This is a genomic window from Streptomyces incanus, from assembly GCF_042656345.1.
Classification (GTDB): Bacteria; Actinomycetota; Actinomycetes; order Streptomycetales; family Streptomycetaceae; genus Streptomyces; species Streptomyces incanus.
This window is the reverse complement of record NZ_JBHSPC010000014.1, coordinates 131823-149143: the sequence shown is the minus strand read 5'-3', so window position 1 is coordinate 149143 and position 17321 is coordinate 131823. Positions and strand designations below refer to the sequence as shown.

Sequence of the window (17321 nt, the reverse complement as noted above, 5' to 3'; positions counted from 1 at the left end):
CCGCCGTCATGAAGCGCACCCCCTCCGTCATCCTCGGCCTGTGCTCGTACACCCACGACTCGTCGGCCGCCCTTCTCGTGGACGGTGAACTCGTCGGCTTCGTCGAGGAGGAACGCCTCTCCGCGCAGAAGCACACCAAGCTCTACCCGGCCCGCGCCGTGGGATGGCTCCTCGACCAGGCCAAGCTGAGCGCCACCGACGTGGACGCCGTCGCCTACAACTTCCAGCCCGTCCGCTACCTCGCCGAGTCGCCCGCCGCCCTGCACCTGGCGCTCTCGCCGACGATGCGCGACCGGAGCCTGGCCCGCGCCCACGGGTTCGCCAAGGTCGCCCTGCGGACCCGGCGGCGGCTGCGCGTCCTCGGCAGCCAGTTCCCCTCGGCCCGCGTCACACCGGTCCTGCACCACCGCGCCCACCAGCTCACGGCCTTCGCCGCCTCCGGTTGGGAGGAAGCCGCCGTACTCGTGGTCGACAGCCTCGGCGAGCGGCAGACCACCACCATCGCCCACGGTCACGGCATTCCGCGTCCCCGCGTCCGGACCCTGGAAGCGATCAACGACCCGGCCTCCCTCGGGTACGTGTACGGCGCCGTCACCGAGCACCTGGGCTGGCGGCGGGGCGACGAGGAGGGCACCGTCATGGCGCTGGCCGCCCTCGGTGACCCCGCCCGGTTCCGCCACCTGTTCACCACGGCCGTCCGCACGACGGCCACGGGCTTCCGCATCCACCCCGGCTACTTCCCGGCGCGCACCCTCAACTCGGGATACGCGAGGACATCTAGGCGGTTCGTCGCCGAGACCTGCCCCGAGCGGCACCCGAGCGAACCGCTCACCGACGTCCACCGAGACCTGGCGGCTGCCCTCCAGGAGCGGACCGAGCAGGTGATGGTCCACCTCGCCCGCCGCGCCCGTGCGCTCACCGGCTCCCGGCGCCTGTGCGTGGGTGGCGGCGTCGCCACGAACTGCGTGAGCATCGGGAAGATCATCGATGCCGACATCTTCGACGAGGTGTTCGTCCCGCCTGCACCGGGGGACGCCGGAACCGCGATCGGGGCCGCCCTCGCCGTGCACGTCGATGCGCGTACGCCTCGCCCGGTCGCCGGCATCGCCCGCCACTGTTACCTCGGCCCCTCCTATGAGGACCAGCCCCTCGACCTGACCCCCTGGCCCGGCCTCCACCAGAAGACCCTCGGCAATGAGACCGCCGAGTTCCTCGCCGACCAGCTCGCCCACGGCATGATCGCCGGCCTCTTCCAGGGAGGGGTCGAAGCCGGGCCGCGCGCCCTGGGCAACCGCTCGATCCTCGCCTCCCCGCTGGAGCCCGGCGTCGTCGAGCGGCTGAATGCCACCGTGAAGTTCCGCGAGCCGTTCCGGCCCTTCGCCCCCATGGTCCCGGCCGAGCGCGCCGCCGAGTTCTTCACTCTCGGCCAGCTGGCGCCGTACATGTCCATGGCCTCTGGGGTGACAGACCTGACGCGCGAGCGGGTGCCGGCCATCGTGCACACCAACGGCACCTCCCGCCTGCAGACCGTGACCCGGTCGCAGAACCCGTTCATGCACGCGGTGCTGACCGCCTTCGGCCGCCGGACCGGCGTACCCGTGCTGATCAACACCTCCCTCAACGTCAAGGGCAAGCCGATCTGCGGGACACCCGAGATGGCCCTGGACTGCCTGGCCAACTCCGGACTCGACGCCCTGCTCCTCGAAGGGCGGTGGATCACCAAATGAAGATCGGATACAGCTTCTGGGGCTTCCTCGGCAACGGCGTCACCGACACCCCCGACGGAGGCCGCAGCCACCGCCGCCCCTTCATCGACGCCCTCCTTGCCCGCGGTCACGAGATCGTCTTCCTCCAGGCCGACCGCGACCGCCTCGAAGCCGACGACGACCTCGGCGGCGCGTACACCTTCGACGACGGCCTGCCGGGCATCAACGCCCTGTTCCTGGAGTGGCGCTGGGCGATCCCCGGCCGCAACACCACCGTGTGCGGCAGCGAGGGGCACACCTGCGACCTCCACCGGCAGGCCCAGCTCATCAACCACTACACGGCCCGGTGTCAGACGCCCACCGTGATCTGGGACAAGGACCGCACCCTGCGCGCCGAGAGCGTGTGGCGCCGTACGGCCCACACCCGCGTCTGCGAGGCCGCGCTCGCGCCGACCCCCGGCGCGCACTCGCTGCTCTTCCCCGTCGCCGAGGACCTCCTCGCCCAGGCCGATCCCCTCACCCTGGCGGCGCGGCCTCGGGATCTCGCGCTCGGCTACGTGGGCAACCAGTACGACCGCGACGAGCCCTTCGACCGCTTCTTCGCCCCGGCCGCCGCCCGCGTCGAGCACCTGGTCGCCGGGAAGTGGACGAAGACCGGCCGCTGGCCGCACGTCCGCTTCGTGGGCCGGATCCCGTTCGAGGCCGCCGCCGGCATCTACGGCCGGTCCCTGGCCACGGTGCTCATGCTGCCCGAGCGGTACGCCGCCGTCGGGCAGATGACCCAGCGCATCTTCGAGGCCGTGCTCGCCGGCTGCCTGCCGCTGGCCCCGGCGGACATCCGCTTCGCCGACCGGTTCGTCCCGAAGGAGCTGGTCGTGCGCTCCGGCAGCGACGTGCTCGAACGCCTCTCCTACCTGCGCGAGATCGCCGGCACCGAGCAGCACGCCGCCCTGATCGCCGTGTGCGTGGACCGCCTGTGCCTGTTCGGCCTGAGCAAGCAGGTCAACACCCTGGAGTCCGTCCTGCACGGCCTCGTCCAGGCCACCGCGACCGAGCGGGGAGCTGCCTGATGCAGACCGCTCGATCGACCACGGCGCCCGGAGCATCCGGGCGTGTCCCGGAGGATGGGTCCGCCGGACACCCGAACCTCTCTACGCTGGAGCACCATGAAGAAGGTCGCCATCGTCGGCTGCGGAGGCAGCGGCAAATCCCACGTGGCCCGCGAGCTGGGCAGGATCCTCGACGCCCCGGTGACACACTTGGACGCCGCGTTCTACGACGACGAGTGGAACGCGTTGCCCATGGACAAGTTCACCGACGTGCAGCGCGAGCTGGTCGCGCAGCCGCGGTGGGTGATCGACGGCAACTACAACTCGACGCTGCAGGTACGGCTCGAAGCCTGCGACACGGTGGTCCTGATGGACGTGTCGACCGTGGCGGCGCTGTACGGGATCTTCTCCCGGCAGATCCGGCACGGTGCCGGGCACAAGGGCAACGGAGTACACAACCGCATCCACTGGGGTGTGATCAAGTACGTCGCCACGTACCGGCGCAAGATGCGGCCCCGCGTGATGGCGAAGATCGAGGAGTTCGGCTCCGGCGCCGATGTGGTGCTGCTGGCCAACCGGCGCCAGGCGCGCCGCTGGCTGCGGAAGGTGGCCGCCGAGCAGTCCTGAACGGTCCGCTCCCCCGGTCAGGGGGTGCGGCATGAACGAGCCCAACCCGTTCCTGGGTCCCGCCCGGCAGCGGGAGCTGTACGGACATGCTTCGCGGCTGGCCGGGCGGACCAGCGCCCTGATGCGTGCCAAGACCGCTGGCCGCCCCGTACCCGAGACGATCGTCAGCCTGGTGCAGACCCATCACGGGCAGCCGAACCGGCTCGGCGTGGTGCTCGACATCGGCTGCGGGCGCGGCACGAGCAGCCTCGTCATCGCCGAGCAGCTCCGACCGCAGCGCGTCGTCGGCTTGGACGCTGCTTCCCCCCTGCTCGCCCAGGCCCGCAAGCGCGCCGAAGAGCTGCCCGACAGCAAGGTGGACTTCGTCGAAGGCGACTTCCACGACCTCCCCCTGCCCGACGGGTCGAGCGACGTCGTCGTCGCCGCCTTCTGCCTCTACCACTCGCCGCACCCCGAGGACGTCGTCGCGCAGATCGCCCGGGTCCTCGCCCCCGGGGGTCTGGCCGTGCTCGTCACCAAGGGCCTCGACAGCTACCAGGAGATGGATCAGCTGGTCGCCTCCGCCGGCCTCGATCCGCGTGCCGCTCAGCACGAGAGCCTCTACACCGCAGCCCACAGCGGCAACCTCGCCGAACTGGCCGCCTCCTCGCTCGACGTGATCGCCGTCCTGGACGAGGAGCACGTCTTCACCTTCGACGGCCACGACCACACAGCGCAGTACCTGGCCACCAACCCCAAGTACGACCTCGCGCCCGGCCTGTACGGCAACCCCGGGGCCCTGGCCGCGACCCTGCACGAATTCCTCCCCGACCAGCCGCTGACCACCCGGTCCCGTATCACCTTCGTCGTCGCCCAGCCGAACGAAGGAGGAGGGCCGGCATGAGCCTCAAGCCTTTCACCAAGCACTACGCGGAACCGGAGCGCGCGGCAGGGGCGGTGCGCCACTACCGGTGGCTCAACGCGCACGCGAAGCCGCTACGGCAGCCGGCACTCCACACCATCCGACCGGACGCCCTGACCTTCGAACGGATCGAGGGCCGCTCCGTACGCCCCGAGGACCTCCCGCGCGTGGCGGAACTGCTGGGCGACGCCCACGGTGCCGCCTGGGCCAGCGACCTGCACTCCGCGTCGCTGGACACCCCGCACCACTTCCAGGACGGCACGACGTTCGACGACTACCTCGGCCCCAGGAGGATCGCCCTACGGCGACGCCACGAGCAGGGGTATCTGCCGAACAAGGCGGCCCTGCACGCGATGCTCGGCCTGCTGGAAGCGACCGCCCAGGGACCATGCGCCTTCTACAAGGACAGCAACCCGCGGAACTTCGTCATCACCAGCACGCAGGACATCGTCGTCGTCGACACCGACGACCTGTCCCTCGCCCCGATGGGCTACGACCTCGCCAAGCTCATCGCGACGCTCCATCTGACCTACGGACCGCTCACGGACCAAGCCGTCACCACCGCCCTGCTCGCGTACAACGCGGCAGCCCGACGCCACGACGCCCGGCTCGCCACGACCGACCGAGGCCAGCTCGACAGCTTCCTGGGCCTGCACGCCGTGCTCACCGCCCCGTACGTCGGCCGCAACGGCTACCGCTACAGCCTGCCGCTCCGTTTCAGCCACCGAGGAGCCTCATGATCACCACCGAACTCGTCTTCGTCCGGCACGGCCAGGCCCAGTGCAACGCCGACGGCCTCGTCGGGGGTCCGCGCACGTGCACCGGCCTGACCAACCTCGGGTACGCCCAAGCCGAACAGGCCGCACGCCGCCTGGCCACCGAACACCTGAAGAAGCCCTTCGACGTGGTCTACACCGGCCCGCGGATCCGTCTCGTCCAGACCGGCGAGATCATCGCCCAGACGCTCCAGATCCCCGTGCACCACGACGACCGTCTCGACGGTCCGGTCCACGGCGATGCCGACGGCCAGCCCTGGGACGCGGTGAAGACGGCCGCCGACGGCGGACCGCACGCGCATCCCGACACGCCCTGGGCCGCCGGCTCCGACACCTGGAACGGGTTCCTGAAGCGCGCCAGCAGGAACCTGAGCCAGATCATCGAGGAGAACCACGGCAAGCGCGTCATCTTCGCGGCCCACGGGGAGACGGTGATCACCGCACACACCCTGCTGCTCGGCATCCCGATCGACTCGCCGGCCGGATTCACCCACAACCACGCCTCCATCACCCGCTGGCAGCACCACCGCAACCGCTTGGGCCAGACCCGCTGGATGCTCGACCGGCACAACGACACCGAGCACCTCAGTCTCCTCACGCCGGAGCCGACACCGTGATCGCGACCTCGGACCCCCGGATACGACTGGCGCACCACTTCCTCGGCGCAGTCGAGATCGCAGCGGACCCCGCGCTCCCGCCCCGGGTCGTGCGTCTGGTCGCCAGCGACGGGCGTCACTTCATCGCGAAACAGCACGCGGAGCGAGACCGGTACGCCGGAGAACTCCACGCCTACGGGGCGTGGGGCACCCATCTGACTGGCCACGCGCCGGAGCTGGTCGGCTGTGACGACGCCACCTTCACCCTGCTGCTCACCGGACTCGCAGGCGAACGGGCGGACATCGTGGCCCCGGGCTCGCCCGAGGAGGAACTGGCCCACCACGAGGCCGGGCACGTGCTCGGCAAGCTGCACCGGGCCACCTCCGTGCCCCAGGGCGGTGCCGTCGGCGCCGCGCTCGCCGAGCGCTTCCAGCGGTGGATCGATCGGGCCGTCCGCGCCGACCTGCTCGACGCGGCCGAGGAGCACCTGCTGAAGCACCACGCGGCGATCCTGGGCGCCAGCCACATGGACAGCGCGGTCTGCCATCTCGACTACCAGCCGCGCAACTGGCTGCTGGGCGACACCTTCGGCATCTGCGACTTCGAGCACATGCGACGCGACGCCCGGGTCCGTGACTTCGCCCGGCTCGAATTCCGACGCTGGCAATCCGCACCCCACCTCCGCACCGCCTTCTTCGACGGCTACGGGCGTCCGCCGAACGACACCGAACGACACCTCCTGGAGTCCTTCGGCGCCATCGAGGCGGCCACGGCCCTGGTCAAGGGCCACCAGGAGAGTGACCCCGCCCTCAGCGCGCACGGCAGAACCGTCCTGTCCCGGCTCACCTGACCTTCCCCTTCGACGACACCTCTCTGGAGATCCCGTGCCACAGCACGAGCAGCCCCCGACCAACGCTGCCCCCCGACGGGCCGTGGTGACCGGCTCCGCCGGATTCATCGGCTCCCACCTCGCACACGCCCTCGTCCAGGCCGGTACCACCGTGATCGGCGTGGACCGCCGAGACCCGTCCACCGACCCGACGGCCGCCGCCAACCTCGCTGCGTTGCGGGGACGCTCGGGATACCACCACGTCACGGCGGACCTCCTCCACTGCGCGATCGACCCTCTCCTGATCGACGCCGACGCGGTCTTCCACCTCGCAGGCATCCCCGGGGTACGGCCCTCCTGGGGACCGCAGTTCGGCGACTACCTCGCGTCCAACGTGCTGGCCACCCACCGTGTCCTCGACGCCTCCACCCGGATCGGCGTCCCCCGACTGGTCGTCGCCTCCTCCTCCAGCGTCTACGGTCCGACCGACGGCGGCGCGAGCCTCGAGACCGACCGCCCGAAGCCCGCCTCCCCGTACGCCGTGACCAAGCTGGCCGAGGAGCAGCTCTGCCTCGCCTACGCCGAGCGCCCCATCGGCCCCAGCGTCATCGCCCTGCGGTATTTCACCGTCTACGGCCCCCGGCAGCGAGCCGACATGTTCACCCATCGCGCCCTGCACGCCGCCCTGACCGGACAACCCCTGCGTCTGTACGGAGACGGCCACCAGCGCCGTGACTTCACCTACATCGACGACGCGATCGCCGCCACGATCGCCGCCGCCGTCGTCCCGACCGCTCACGGCGCCATCAACGTCGGCGGCGGATCGAACGCATCGCTGCTGGACGTGATCAACATCGCCACCAGCCTCACCGGCCGCGACATCCAGCTCCACCAGGACCACACGCGCAACGGTGACGTCCTCCTCACCCGCGCCGACCCCGGCCTCGCCGGAGAAGTCCTCGGCTGGCAGCCGCGAGTCGACCTCCACAGCGGACTGCGCGCCCACATGCAGGCCCTGGCTGCCCAGATTCCGGACTACAGCCGGGCCGCGTAGCCCTACGCCTCGGAGCCCGAGAGGAGTGCTCATGGAAACCCCCGAGCGAGCGCGGCTGGACGCCTTCTTCCGGCGGATCACCGCGCAGTTCCCCGCCGGCGAGACGGTCACCACGCTGGTCATCACGCACCTGCTCCCGGAAAGACCGGCATTCCTGCGCGCCATGACCGCGGTGTCCACGATCGGCGCGGTCCTCCCCAAGCCTAGGTCGATCCACCAGCAGACCCTTGACACCGTCCGCCGCACCCTGCCGGTCCACGACCTGACCCGGGAGCGGTTCACCGACGAGACACAGGCCCTGGACTACCTGGAGGACACGGTCGGCGGCCAGGACGTCGTTTTGGTGGACATCGGTGGGTACTTCGCGGCCAGCCTCGACACCCTAGTGAACAAGTTCTCCGGCCGCATCCTCGGCGTCGTCGAGGACACCGAGAACGGCCACCAGCGGTATGAGGCGCTCGGCTCCCTGCCGTGCCCGGTCGTGTCCGTGGCCCGCTCTCCGCTCAAGGACTGCGAGGACCACCTCGTCGGCCGGTCCATCGTGTTCTCCACCGACGCCCTCGTCCGCGCCCGCGGGGACATCCTCACGAGCCGCAGCGCCTGCGTCATCGGCTTCGGCAAGATCGGCCGCGCCATCGCGCAGACCCTGCGCGCCCAGGACCTGCGCGTCACCGTGTACGACAACGATCCGGTCAAGCGGGTACAGGCGGCATCCCTCGGCTTCCACACCAGCGCATCCACCACCGAGGCCGTCCACGACGCGGAACTCGTCCTGTGCGCCACCGGCAACCTCGCCCTTCGGCACAAGGACTTCGCCGCCCTGCGGAACGGCGCGTACCTCGGATCGGCGACCTCCTCCGAGGACGAACTCGAACTCGGCAGCCTCGACGACCTCTACGAACGCCAGCCCGTCGGACCCCAGCTGACCCGTTACGAGGTCACCGGCCACTACTTCTACGTTCTCGCCGACGGGGGCGCCGTCAACTTCGTGCACGGCGCCGCCGTCGGCACCTACATCCACCTCGTCCAAGCCGAGATACTCGCTGCCACCGCCGCACTCAGCCACGCCCGCTTCCAGCCCGGACTGCACGAGATGCCGGCGGCCGACCGCGACACCATCGCCAGAACCTGGCTCCGCCACTTCGAAAGGTGACTTCGTTGCCCCCTTCCACCGACCACATCCGCACCGTCACGGAGGCGTACCTCGCCCGCCACCCGAACGAACGGGACTCCCTGACTCTGCTGTTCGCCGCGCTCGCCGGCACGGACGCCCCCACCAGCCGCAAGACTTTCCCCACCCATGTGACCTGCAGCGCCATCCTCATCAACGGCGAACGGCACGTGCTGCACATCGCACACAAGGCGTCCGGGAAACTGCTGGCGCCCGGCGGGCACAACGAACCGGTTGATCAGCACCTGCGCGACGCCGCCCTGCGCGAACTGCACGAGGAGGCCGGCATCCCGCCCAGCGCCGTCGTCCCCCTCGCCGGCCACGAGGACATCCCCCTCGACATCGACGTGCACGCGATCGACGCGAACCCGTCGAAGAACGAGCCGGCTCACCACCACGTGGACTTCCGCTGGGCCTTCCACCTCGGTGCGGAACACGCGGTGACGCTTCAGGAGGAGGAGGTCGACGGCTACCAGTGGCGGCCGTTCGCGAACGCCGCCTCACCCACCGTCCGCGCCAAGCTTGCCCAGCTCACCTGAAGCCCCCACTCCTACCCGTTCACCAGGAGGACTCCGTGGCCGCCACCACAGCCCGACCGACCGGCGCCAAACCGCGCCGGCACATCGCCGTCATACCCTGCCGCTGGGGTGCTTCGCGCTTCCCCGGCAAACCACTGGCCCTCCTCGGCGGCAAGCCGCTGCTCTGGCACGTCCACCAGCGCTGCCTGGAGGCCAAACGGCTCGACGGAGCCATCGTGGCGACGGACGACGAGCGCATCGAAGCGGCGTGTCGCGGACTGGGCATCGACTGCCTCCGTACCGGAGGGCACCTCACCGGTACCGACCGCGTCGCGGAGGTCGCCGAGCGCCTGCCGGCCGAGGGGTACATCAACGTCCAGGGCGACGAGCCGTTCATCTCGCCGACCGCCATCGACGACGTCTCCGAGGCCCTGGAGTACACGCCGCCGGGCATCTTCGCCGTGAACGCCTACACCGAGCTGGTCGACGTCGGCGCAGTCCTGGACCACAACGTCGTCAAGGTCGTCGTCACGGCCCGCAGCGAGGCCCTGATGTTCTCGCGCCAGCCCATCCCCTATCCCAAAGGCGACCGCCCGAAGTACCTGCGTCAGTTGGGTCTGTACGGCTTCTCCGGTCCAGGTCTCCAGCAGTTCCTACGACTGCAGCAGGGTCCCTTGGAGCGGGCCGAGGGTGTGGAGATGCTGCGCTTCGTCGAGCACGGCCACGTCGTGCACATGGTCCCCGTTCTGGACGACGGTGTAGCGGTAGACACTCGGGAGGACCTGGCGCGAGCTGAGCGCCTCCTCAGCCAGCACGGGAGAGCGGTCTTCACTTGTGGCACGGCAGAGAGTTCTGCACCCGCGTGACGCGGTCAGATCCTGGTCCGAGACCTCGCGACCGACCTCCTCCCATCGAGCACAGCCTGCCTGATCCAGACGGGTCAGCGCAGCCCCGCGAACACCACAGCTGCCGCCGTGCCGCCCAGGATGGTGCCCACGATCACCTGCGCCGTCGTGTGGTCGCGGAGGGAGACCCGGGACCAGCCGACGGCGGCGACGCCGAGGAAGAGGAGGGCGGCCCACCAGCCGTAGGCGACGGTGATGACGACGGCGACGCCGGAGGCGACGGCGGTGTGGACGCTGACCTTCCACCAGACGGTGACCGCCATGGTCAGCACCAGGCCGGCGATCATGGCGGCGACCAGGGCGACGACCTCGCGAGGCGCGTCGAGTGCCAGGAGCAGGCCCGTGCCGACGAGGACGGAACCGAGGGTGACGAAGAGCGGTATCCACCGCTGGGAGCGGACCTTGAGATGCTTGTCCGTCCAGCGGCCACGGCGGACGCCTGCGACGATGTAGGCGATCGGCAGACCGCCGCAGAAGGCGCCGGCCAGCAGGCCCCAGCCCGCACCCGCAAGGGAGTTGGTGGAGTGCCAGCCGATGGCCAGCAGGACGCCGATGACCAGGTTGGCGGGCGCCAGGAGTTCGGTGACGAGGCGCGCGGAGCGCCTCTCGGCAGGAGCGGCGGCAGTGGGTGGAAGCTGGGTGGCGGTGGTCATGCCGGTGTCTCCTCGAGGTGGGCGCGGAGGAAGTCCTGCGTGGCGCGGGAGCGGTAGGCGGTGCTGAGGGTGGTGAGGGCGCGGATCTCGGTGGCGAGGTCGCGACCTCCGCTGGCTGGGGGCAAAGGCTCGCCGGAACCGGTGGCCGCGCCGCGAAGCCGCTCTTCGCGGGCGACAGCGAGCCAGCAGGCCTCGGTGGTGATGTCGGCGTGCGCGCCGATGAAGCCGAGGGAGGTGGCGTGGTCGTAGGCCCGTCCGCGCAGTTCAGCCGGGGCGTGGTCGGCGAGAGCGAGGATCGAGTCGCGGATCTCGATGGTGCGCCGGTACAGCCGGTCGTGAGTACGCAGTGGATTGGTGGCGTCGGCGGCGCGGCTCGGTGGTGCGTCGAGCCGGGTTTCCGGGACGGCGTCGGTGAGGGTGCGCCACAGGCGGTAGAGGCCCACGAGCTGCCAGTGGGCCCGGACGCGGGCGAGGACGCGTGGGACGGCGGGGAGGGTGCTGCCCAGCACGATCAGCAGCAGGGCCAGGAAGAGCAGGCCGGTACTGAGCGTGTGATTGACGCTTTCGCCGAGCGGGCTGTTGCCGACGTAGTCGATGAACAGCACGGCGACGCGGTGGAGGGCGTACACGAGGCCGACGGTGGTGCCAGTACCGACGAGGATCAGCCCTCGGCCGACAAGTCCGCTGTCGGGGCGGCGCCCCCAGCGGAAGCAGAGCAGCGTGGCGCTCAGCAGGGCGGCGCCGAGATAGGAGGTCCATACGACGCCGTATGCGAGGATCGCGGCATGGTCGGCGTAGTCGGCCAGGAGGTCGTCCACCTCGTGAGGCTGGGGGGTGGCGAAGAAGCAGGAAGCCAGCAGGACGACCGTGACGACAGGTATGGCCTTGTACAGCCTGGATACGCGCATCCCGGTCTTCGACTCGGCCATGTCGGCGACGAAGGTGAGGACCGACGCCGCCGCGACAGTCCCGCATATGTGCTTGATCAGGAACGACAGGTTGGTGACGTGCAGGTGCTCGTCGACCGCCGACGCGATGGCGACTGGTCGGACCGTCATGGCCACGGCGAGTGCCGCGAAGGCCAGCCAGAGACTGAGTCGTTCGGGTCTCCGGAAGGCGGAGCGGGCACGCCAGAGAGTGACGGCCCAGAGCAGGACGGCGGGTATCGCGTCGATCATCTGTGGGGGAGTCTCAGGAGTCGCTGAGCGCGGCATTGAGCCGGCGCAAGGTGCTGGGGGTGGTCCGGTCGCCGTTTCCACGCAGAGCGGCACGGGTCGCGATGAGGCCGGCGAGTGTCTCCGCGCTCCGCTCTTCCTCGGTTTCGTAGCTCGTGCGGCCGAGGACACCCGTCACGAGGTCGGCGTCGAGGTGGTGGAAGGCACGGCTGAGGGTTTGGCGAGGGGTGTGTCCGAGGAGCATGTGGCTGACTTCGTGCAGCACGATGTGGTCCCGGTGGAGGGGGCTGGTGGCGTCCTCCACGAGGATGTGGTCCGCTTTCTCCGTGGCGAGCCAGGCTCCACAGGGCAGTTCGTCACCGGTGATCGCTGGGAACGTGTGCAGATGGATAGGACGACCGCGCTTCTTGGACACGCGGGCGAGCAGTTCCTCGATCTTGAAGGGATCCGGAAGATCGAGATCGTCCAGAACGGATTCGAGCCGGATTCCCTGATCTTGGGCAGGCCCCGAACGGCCGGACTTCATCTGCCCTCCGACTCCGATACTTCTCGAACGTGCGACCACTGCCGCGATGCCGTGCCGAGTATATGGATCATTTCCGGTCGTACATCTGAAGGGTCGACGATTGCGCCGGGTTAATGCGGACAATCGCATGCAAGTAGGGCGGCGAATCCTTGCTAATGGGGCATCAGTTCACGTCATCGTGATGTTTGCCACTGGAATTAACGTCGGTGATCGAGCCCTCGTCGGGGACTCCGAGGCCTTCGAGTTCGCGGGCGCGTTCGATGAATTCGGAAATGATCTTGAGGCTCTTGTCGGAGAGTCCGGACGCACGGAGGGCCACTGATCTCACGCCTGCATCGCGCATGGCGGCGAGTGCGTCGAGTTCGGCGGCGATCTTCTCCGATTCGTCGTCGTCGAAGAAGTAGGCGGGCTTCACGCCGAAGAAGGTGGAGAGGGCCTCGAGGTGGCGCTTGGTCGGATTGTCCTTGGCGCCGGTCCTCAGTTGCCAGATGTAGCTCGCGGAGATGGTCGGGCCGCCTTGTCGGCGGATGCCCGACGCCACCTCCTCGTAGCTGTAAGGGCTGCGGCCCTTCGGGTGGACGGTGGTGAACAACCGGTCCAGGCGACCGGCAAGTGTGGCCCCTCTGCCCGCCTGTGTCGCAGGTGGGTTGTCCTGGTGGTCCATCGTGGCCGTCCTCCGGTCGCTTCGCCTTCACTGGGGTGGATGGCTGTCCTGTCTTCATTTTCGCTGGTTGACAGCAGCGCCCCATCTCAGTCTAGTGTGATCATCGTGCCATCCACTCATGAAAACGGTCCAGGCCGGGGTGGGGCCGAACGGCGATGCCCGGGAGCGCCAACTCCCGGGCATCCGTCGGCTGCCCTCGCCGAGGGCATCCAATGATCCGGGGCCGCGTGGCCAAGCTTGCAGGCGACAACCACGCAGCCCCGTCCACGAGGACGGAGTATCACATGCGCCCACCCAGCAGGGGAATCCCGGCAGCCTCGGAGCGAGGCCGGTGCCGACGGCTCCAGCGTCGTCCAGCTCGCCGGGAGCGCTGATGGCCCGCATCCGGACGGTCAAGCCCGACCTGTTCGTCAACGAACGGGTCGCGGCCTGCTCGGTCACCGCGGTCGTCACCTACGTCGGCCTGTTCACCCAGTCCGACGACCACGGGCGGCACCGGGACAACCCGGCGATCATCGCCGGCCTCCTGTGGCCGCTGCGCGCCGAGCACACTCCCGTACACGTGGAGGAGGACCTCCAGCAGCTCGCCGACGCCGGACTGATCTGTCGGTACACCGGCTGCGACGGCAAGCGTTACCTCCACATCACCGGCTGGTACGAGCACCAGAAGATCGACCGGCCCAGCCAGTCCCGGTTCCCGGTCTGTGTCTCCCACAACAGAGACAAGAGGTGCGGCCCGTGCAAGGGAGTCTGCGTCGAGGCCGAGGCGAACACCCGGGGAGCACTGGACGAGCCCTCGGTGAACCCTCACCGAGCCGTCGACCCGCACCCCGCACAGCTCGCACGTCCGCACAGCGACCGCACCACGGTGCCGGGCACCGGCGACAACACGCATCCCGACACCAGCGGGACGGTCTCCCCAGCGCAAGGGGAACCCGCAGGTCAAGGAAGGTTCGCAGAGGCTTCGACGAACCCTCCCCGAAACCTCGCCGAAGCCTCGACGTCCGGATCCAGGATCATGGATCCTGGATCGTCTTCACCTACGGGGCGCACAGCGCCCGACGGCACGGTCACCGCCGGGAACCTCCTCGCCGAGTACGTGGGCTCCTGTACCCAGCGCCCGCCCGGTGACGTCCTCGGACACCTCGGACGCCTGCTGAAGAAACTGCTCGCCGAAGGCATCGACGTGGACCACATCCGCGTCGGCCTCGCTCGCTACGCCGAGATCCAGGGCCATCCCTCGCGGCTGCCGAGCCTGGTGAACGACGCCATGAACGCCCGCGTCCCCGCCCAGACGGGATCCCGACCCGGTGTGACGCACCGAGCGTGGACCAACCCGGTCGACGCGGCCGCCGCCTACGCGGAGGAGCTGTGATGAGCCGCGAGCCCGAGCTCCTCGGCGCCGGAGCCCTCCAGCGACTGCAGCGGATCCTCACCGCCCGGGGCATGAACCCACAGCACCTCCCCGACGCCCCGGACGAGGACCGGCCCTACACACCGCTGGGCCTGCTGGACTCCCGGATGCCCCCGCGCTACCGGACCGCCCGCGCCGACCACCCCGAGGTACTGGCCTGGACCCGCGACGTGATCGCGCGGGTCGAGGCACCCAACCCCGGCGCGCGACGAGAGATCACCACCGGCCCCAGCCTGCTCCTCGCCGGCGTCACCGGCGCGGGCAAGACCCACCAGGTGTACGGCGCGGTCCGAACCCTCGTCGAAGCGGGCATCGCAGTCAGGTGGCGGGCCACCACGGCCGCCGACCTCTACGCGGACCTGCGCCCGCGCCCCGGACACGACACCGAACGCGGACTCGAGACGGTCAGCCGCTGCCCGCTGCTGATCCTGGACGACCTCGGCGCGGCCAAGACCTCCGAGTGGGTCGAGGAGATCACCTACCGGCTGATCAACCGCCGGTACAACCTGATGCTCCCCACGCTGATCACCAGCAACCTCGCCATGCGCGACCTCCGTGGACACCTCGGGGACCGGGTCGCCTCCCGTCTCGCCGAGATGACCACCCGCGTCACCTTCGAGCCCGTCGACCGCAGACGTCAGCCCCACGCCGCCTGAGCTGCCGCAGGCCGCCACGCCGGGCCGCGCACCCGGCGCGCCGCCCCATGTACTTCTCGACCAGCAACACCTCTCCGCCGACGCCCACCGCGCGCGGAGAGTGATCGGAGCAACAGCATGACACCCACGACGATCAACCCTGCCCGCTACCGGTCGCTCGGCGACCACACCTGGCAGGAGCAGGCCGTCTGCCAGAGCACCGAGTACAACCCGGTGGACCCCGAACTCTTCTTCCCCGAGCCCGACGAGACCGCCAAGATCACCGCAGCGAAGTGGCTCTGCGGCCAGTGCCCGGTTCGCCAAACCTGCCTGGACGCTGCCCTCGAAGGCGGCGACACCCACGGCATCCGTGGCGGGATGACCGAGGAGGAGCGTGCGCCGCTGCACGAGAAGCTCGCCAACCGTCTCGACTACAGCCGCGTCAACGCGACCGTCGCCGGGCGCGACGTCCACCTCACCAAGGCCGAGCGTCGCGCGGTCGTCCGCGCCGCCTACCGCCACGGCCTCACCGAACAGCGCCTGGCCTGGCTTCTGAAGATCAGCGAGGAACACGCCCAGAAGCTCTACCGCGAAACCCGCCGAGCCCTGCGCAACCGAGACCTGGAGCAGACCACGAAGAGCACCCCACCCTCAGAGACCGACGGCAGGCATCTGGGCCGCGACGACTTCGGAGCGGCGGCGTGAGCACCGCCGGCGCGCCGAGCACGGCGCACGTCACCCGGTGGGACCGCGCGGTCGTCATCGCCCTCGGCGGTGCGGGATGCGCCCTGTCCTACGACGCCCTGCAGCAGATGGCCGTCGCCGTCCACGTCCGGGGGCTGCTGACCTACCTCTTCCCCTTGGTGATCGACGGGTTCATCGCGTACGGCGTCCGGGCCCTGCTGGTCCTGCGCGACGCACCGCTGCGCGCCCGGCTCTACGTCTGGACGCTCTTCGGCACGGCCACCGCCGCCAGCATCTGGGCCAACGCGCTGCACGCGGTCAGGCTCAACGAAGAGAGCACCTCGGCCACCGGGCTGCGGCTCGGAGACATGGTGGTCGCGGTGCTGTCCACCATCGCCCCGCTGGCCTTGGCCGGAGCGGTGCACCTGTACATCCTGATCGCCCGGGGACCGGTCAAGGACAGTGACCGAAGTGACCGCGATGGCCTCGGCCAGGCAGGTCATCCCGAGCGTATCCCGGTCACTCGGACTGACCGGGCCGGTCGGCCGCAGCCGCAGCCCGGTCAGGTCTGCGCCGGACAGCCGGTCACCGCCCTGACCGACCGGTCCCGCCTGTCCCCGGACAAGCAGGCACCAGGGGCCCGGACACTGACCGGGGGCAGTGCCCCAGCGGACAGCAGCAGCCCGGACACCAGTCACCCTGACCGGGAGTCCAAGGCCGCTGACCTGGGCGGACAGCCGGACACCACCCCGGCGGTCAGTGCCCGAAAGGCCGTCACCGAGCCGGTCACCGGTCACCCGTCCAACCTCCCGCCGGTCACTCCGCCATCGGTCACTGCCCGCGACACCCGGACAACGGGTGGCCGGCGACCTGACCCGGACACCGAGGAACTGCTGGAGATCGCCCGGTCAGCGGTCAGGGCCGAGGACAAACTGACCCGCAAGGTGGTCGCCCAAGCGATCCGCGGTCAGCAGATCCCGCTGTCCAGCGACACGTTGACCGCCCTGATGGTCCAGCTCCGCCAGCAGCACGGACAGTCGGTCACCACCGACCGGAACTGACCGCACACCCCATGGGGTGGGTGACCGAGCCGGACAACGCGGCCGGTCACCCACCCAGCCCCACGACCTCCTCCCGCGAACCGGAGAGCACCGCCATGCGCACGAGCCCCACCACACCCGCCGAGGTGGACACCTGGCTGACCGTCCTGCACCAGCGCGGTCACCTCCACCGCGCCGAATCCGGTCCCGACAACACCTGGACCGTGCAACGGTGCCGACACAGCCGCCCCTGGACCCTGCACCACCCGGTCCTGGCCATGGACTGGATCGAGGACATCGTCCGCGACGTCCACCAGCAGGACGCGGAGACGGGCCGGTGACCGCCAACGACCCGGCGGCCACCACGTCCGGACCGCAGCGTGACCCCAACACGGCT

General features: G+C 69.9%; 20 protein-coding genes. 16 read left to right on the top strand and 4 right to left on the bottom strand.

Features of this window, described 5'->3' with window-relative positions; genetic code table 11:
- Positions 1–8: 8 nt before the first annotated feature.
- The 11 genes from ACFP2V_RS05560 (at position 9) to ACFP2V_RS05510 (ending at position 10094) form a co-directional block, all read left to right on the top strand.
- The gene (locus tag ACFP2V_RS05560) at positions 9–1727 is read left to right on the top strand and encodes a carbamoyltransferase family protein (protein ID WP_381206284.1); all 1719 of its coding nucleotides are present in this window, start codon (positions 9–11) and stop codon (positions 1725–1727) included.
- Complete coding sequence (locus ACFP2V_RS05555) at positions 1724–2776, top strand: glycosyltransferase family protein (RefSeq protein ID WP_381206281.1); 1053 nt, start codon at positions 1724–1726, stop codon at positions 2774–2776. The genes ACFP2V_RS05560 and ACFP2V_RS05555 overlap by 4 nt, the downstream gene beginning before the upstream one ends.
- A 96-nt stretch (positions 2777–2872) precedes the next feature.
- Positions 2873–3382 (top strand): P-loop NTPase family protein, encoded by a 510-nt coding sequence (locus ACFP2V_RS05550; RefSeq protein ID WP_381206279.1) that lies wholly within the window; start codon positions 2873–2875, stop codon positions 3380–3382.
- Between the two features lie 31 nt (positions 3383–3413).
- Positions 3414–4265: a class I SAM-dependent methyltransferase gene (locus tag ACFP2V_RS05545; RefSeq protein WP_381206276.1), complete on the top strand. Its 852-nt coding sequence runs from the start codon at positions 3414–3416 to the stop codon at positions 4263–4265.
- Positions 4262–5023 carry a phosphotransferase gene (locus ACFP2V_RS05540; protein ID WP_381206273.1) on the top strand — a complete coding sequence of 254 codons (762 nt, stop codon included), beginning with the start codon at positions 4262–4264 and terminating at the stop codon, positions 5021–5023. The genes ACFP2V_RS05545 and ACFP2V_RS05540 overlap by 4 nt, the downstream gene beginning before the upstream one ends.
- Positions 5020–5676 (top strand): histidine phosphatase family protein, encoded by a 657-nt coding sequence (locus ACFP2V_RS05535; RefSeq protein WP_381206270.1) that lies wholly within the window; start codon positions 5020–5022, stop codon positions 5674–5676. The genes ACFP2V_RS05540 and ACFP2V_RS05535 overlap by 4 nt, the downstream gene beginning before the upstream one ends.
- A complete protein-coding gene (locus tag ACFP2V_RS05530; RefSeq protein ID WP_381206267.1) occupies positions 5673–6506 on the top strand; it encodes an aminoglycoside phosphotransferase/kinase family protein in 834 nt (277 codons plus the stop codon). Before ACFP2V_RS05535 ends, ACFP2V_RS05530 begins: the two co-directional genes overlap by 4 nt.
- 34 nt (positions 6507–6540) lie before the next feature.
- Entirely contained in the window at positions 6541–7539 is a 999-nt protein-coding gene (locus ACFP2V_RS05525) for an NAD-dependent epimerase/dehydratase family protein (protein WP_381206265.1), read from the top strand.
- Between the two features lie 31 nt (positions 7540–7570).
- Entirely contained in the window at positions 7571–8692 is a 1122-nt protein-coding gene (locus ACFP2V_RS05520) for an adenosylhomocysteinase (RefSeq protein ID WP_381206262.1), read from the top strand.
- Positions 8689–9249, top strand: a complete 561-nt coding sequence (locus tag ACFP2V_RS05515) for an NUDIX hydrolase (RefSeq protein ID WP_381206259.1) — start codon at positions 8689–8691, stop codon at positions 9247–9249. The genes ACFP2V_RS05520 and ACFP2V_RS05515 overlap by 4 nt, the downstream gene beginning before the upstream one ends.
- Positions 9250–9284: 35 nt before the next feature.
- The gene (locus ACFP2V_RS05510) at positions 9285–10094 is read left to right on the top strand and encodes a 3-deoxy-manno-octulosonate cytidylyltransferase (protein ID WP_381206257.1); all 810 of its coding nucleotides are present in this window, start codon (positions 9285–9287) and stop codon (positions 10092–10094) included.
- Positions 10095–10168: 74 nt separating this feature from the next.
- On the opposite strand, the gene ACFP2V_RS05505 is transcribed toward ACFP2V_RS05510, so the two are convergent.
- The 4 genes from ACFP2V_RS05505 to ACFP2V_RS05490 all read right to left on the bottom strand — a co-directional run bounded on the left by ACFP2V_RS05505 (position 10169) and on the right by ACFP2V_RS05490 (position 13151).
- Positions 10169–10786, bottom strand: a complete 618-nt coding sequence (locus ACFP2V_RS05505) for a phosphatase PAP2 family protein (RefSeq protein ID WP_359735407.1) — start codon at positions 10784–10786, stop codon at positions 10169–10171.
- On the bottom strand, positions 10783–11964 hold the full coding sequence (locus ACFP2V_RS05500; protein WP_381206253.1) for an MAB_1171c family putative transporter: 1182 nt from the start codon (positions 11962–11964) through the stop codon (positions 10783–10785). The genes ACFP2V_RS05505 and ACFP2V_RS05500 overlap by 4 nt, the downstream gene beginning before the upstream one ends.
- A gap of 13 nt (positions 11965–11977) precedes the next feature.
- Entirely contained in the window at positions 11978–12487 is a 510-nt protein-coding gene (locus ACFP2V_RS05495) for a hypothetical protein (protein ID WP_381206251.1), read from the bottom strand.
- 163 nt (positions 12488–12650) lie between these two features.
- Positions 12651–13151: a helix-turn-helix domain-containing protein gene (locus tag ACFP2V_RS05490; protein WP_381206248.1), complete on the bottom strand. Its 501-nt coding sequence runs from the start codon at positions 13149–13151 to the stop codon at positions 12651–12653.
- A 373-nt stretch (positions 13152–13524) separates the two neighbouring features.
- Here ACFP2V_RS05490 and ACFP2V_RS05485 point away from each other — a divergent pair, with 373 nt between their 5' ends.
- The 5 genes from ACFP2V_RS05485 (at position 13525) to ACFP2V_RS05465 (ending at position 17265) form a co-directional block, all read left to right on the top strand.
- Entirely contained in the window at positions 13525–14526 is a 1002-nt protein-coding gene (locus ACFP2V_RS05485) for a hypothetical protein (RefSeq protein ID WP_381206245.1), read from the top strand.
- On the top strand, positions 14526–15221 hold the full coding sequence (locus tag ACFP2V_RS05480) for an ATP-binding protein (protein WP_381206242.1): 696 nt from the start codon (positions 14526–14528) through the stop codon (positions 15219–15221). The genes ACFP2V_RS05485 and ACFP2V_RS05480 overlap by 1 nt, the downstream gene beginning before the upstream one ends.
- A 117-nt stretch (positions 15222–15338) precedes the next feature.
- Complete coding sequence (locus tag ACFP2V_RS05475; protein WP_381206239.1) at positions 15339–15905, top strand: WhiB family transcriptional regulator; 567 nt, start codon at positions 15339–15341, stop codon at positions 15903–15905.
- Positions 15902–16945 (top strand): DUF2637 domain-containing protein, encoded by a 1044-nt coding sequence (locus tag ACFP2V_RS05470; RefSeq protein WP_381206236.1) that lies wholly within the window; start codon positions 15902–15904, stop codon positions 16943–16945. Before ACFP2V_RS05475 ends, ACFP2V_RS05470 begins: the two co-directional genes overlap by 4 nt.
- 95 nt (positions 16946–17040) lie before the next feature.
- Positions 17041–17265, top strand: a complete 225-nt coding sequence (locus ACFP2V_RS05465) for a hypothetical protein (protein ID WP_381206401.1) — start codon at positions 17041–17043, stop codon at positions 17263–17265.
- Positions 17266–17321 lie beyond the last annotated feature (56 nt).

Bases quoted from the DNA above. Each gene is read 5' to 3' on its own strand.
- ACFP2V_RS05485 (WP_381206245.1), top strand. From the start codon at position 13,525: ATGGCCCGCATCCGGACGGTCAAGCCCGACCTGTTCGTCAACGAACGG.
- ACFP2V_RS05500 (WP_381206253.1), bottom strand. From the start codon at position 11,964: ATGATCGACGCGATACCCGCCGTCCTGCTCTGGGCCGTCACTCTCTGG.
- ACFP2V_RS05550 (WP_381206279.1), top strand. From the start codon at position 2,873: ATGAAGAAGGTCGCCATCGTCGGCTGCGGAGGCAGCGGCAAATCCCAC.
- ACFP2V_RS05495 (WP_381206251.1), bottom strand. From the start codon at position 12,487: ATGAAGTCCGGCCGTTCGGGGCCTGCCCAAGATCAGGGAATCCGGCTC.
- ACFP2V_RS05540 (WP_381206273.1), top strand. From the start codon at position 4,262: ATGAGCCTCAAGCCTTTCACCAAGCACTACGCGGAACCGGAGCGCGCG.
- ACFP2V_RS05520 (WP_381206262.1), top strand. From the start codon at position 7,571: ATGGAAACCCCCGAGCGAGCGCGGCTGGACGCCTTCTTCCGGCGGATC.
- ACFP2V_RS05490 (WP_381206248.1), bottom strand. From the start codon at position 13,151: ATGGACCACCAGGACAACCCACCTGCGACACAGGCGGGCAGAGGGGCC.
- ACFP2V_RS05555 (WP_381206281.1), top strand. From the start codon at position 1,724: ATGAAGATCGGATACAGCTTCTGGGGCTTCCTCGGCAACGGCGTCACC.
- ACFP2V_RS05545 (WP_381206276.1), top strand. From the start codon at position 3,414: ATGAACGAGCCCAACCCGTTCCTGGGTCCCGCCCGGCAGCGGGAGCTG.
- ACFP2V_RS05535 (WP_381206270.1), top strand. From the start codon at position 5,020: ATGATCACCACCGAACTCGTCTTCGTCCGGCACGGCCAGGCCCAGTGC.
- ACFP2V_RS05475 (WP_381206239.1), top strand. From the start codon at position 15,339: ATGACACCCACGACGATCAACCCTGCCCGCTACCGGTCGCTCGGCGAC.
- ACFP2V_RS05465 (WP_381206401.1), top strand. From the start codon at position 17,041: ATGCGCACGAGCCCCACCACACCCGCCGAGGTGGACACCTGGCTGACC.
- ACFP2V_RS05560 (WP_381206284.1), top strand. From the start codon at position 9: ATGAAGCGCACCCCCTCCGTCATCCTCGGCCTGTGCTCGTACACCCAC.
- ACFP2V_RS05505 (WP_359735407.1), bottom strand. From the start codon at position 10,786: ATGACCACCGCCACCCAGCTTCCACCCACTGCCGCCGCTCCTGCCGAG.
- ACFP2V_RS05480 (WP_381206242.1), top strand. From the start codon at position 14,526: ATGAGCCGCGAGCCCGAGCTCCTCGGCGCCGGAGCCCTCCAGCGACTG.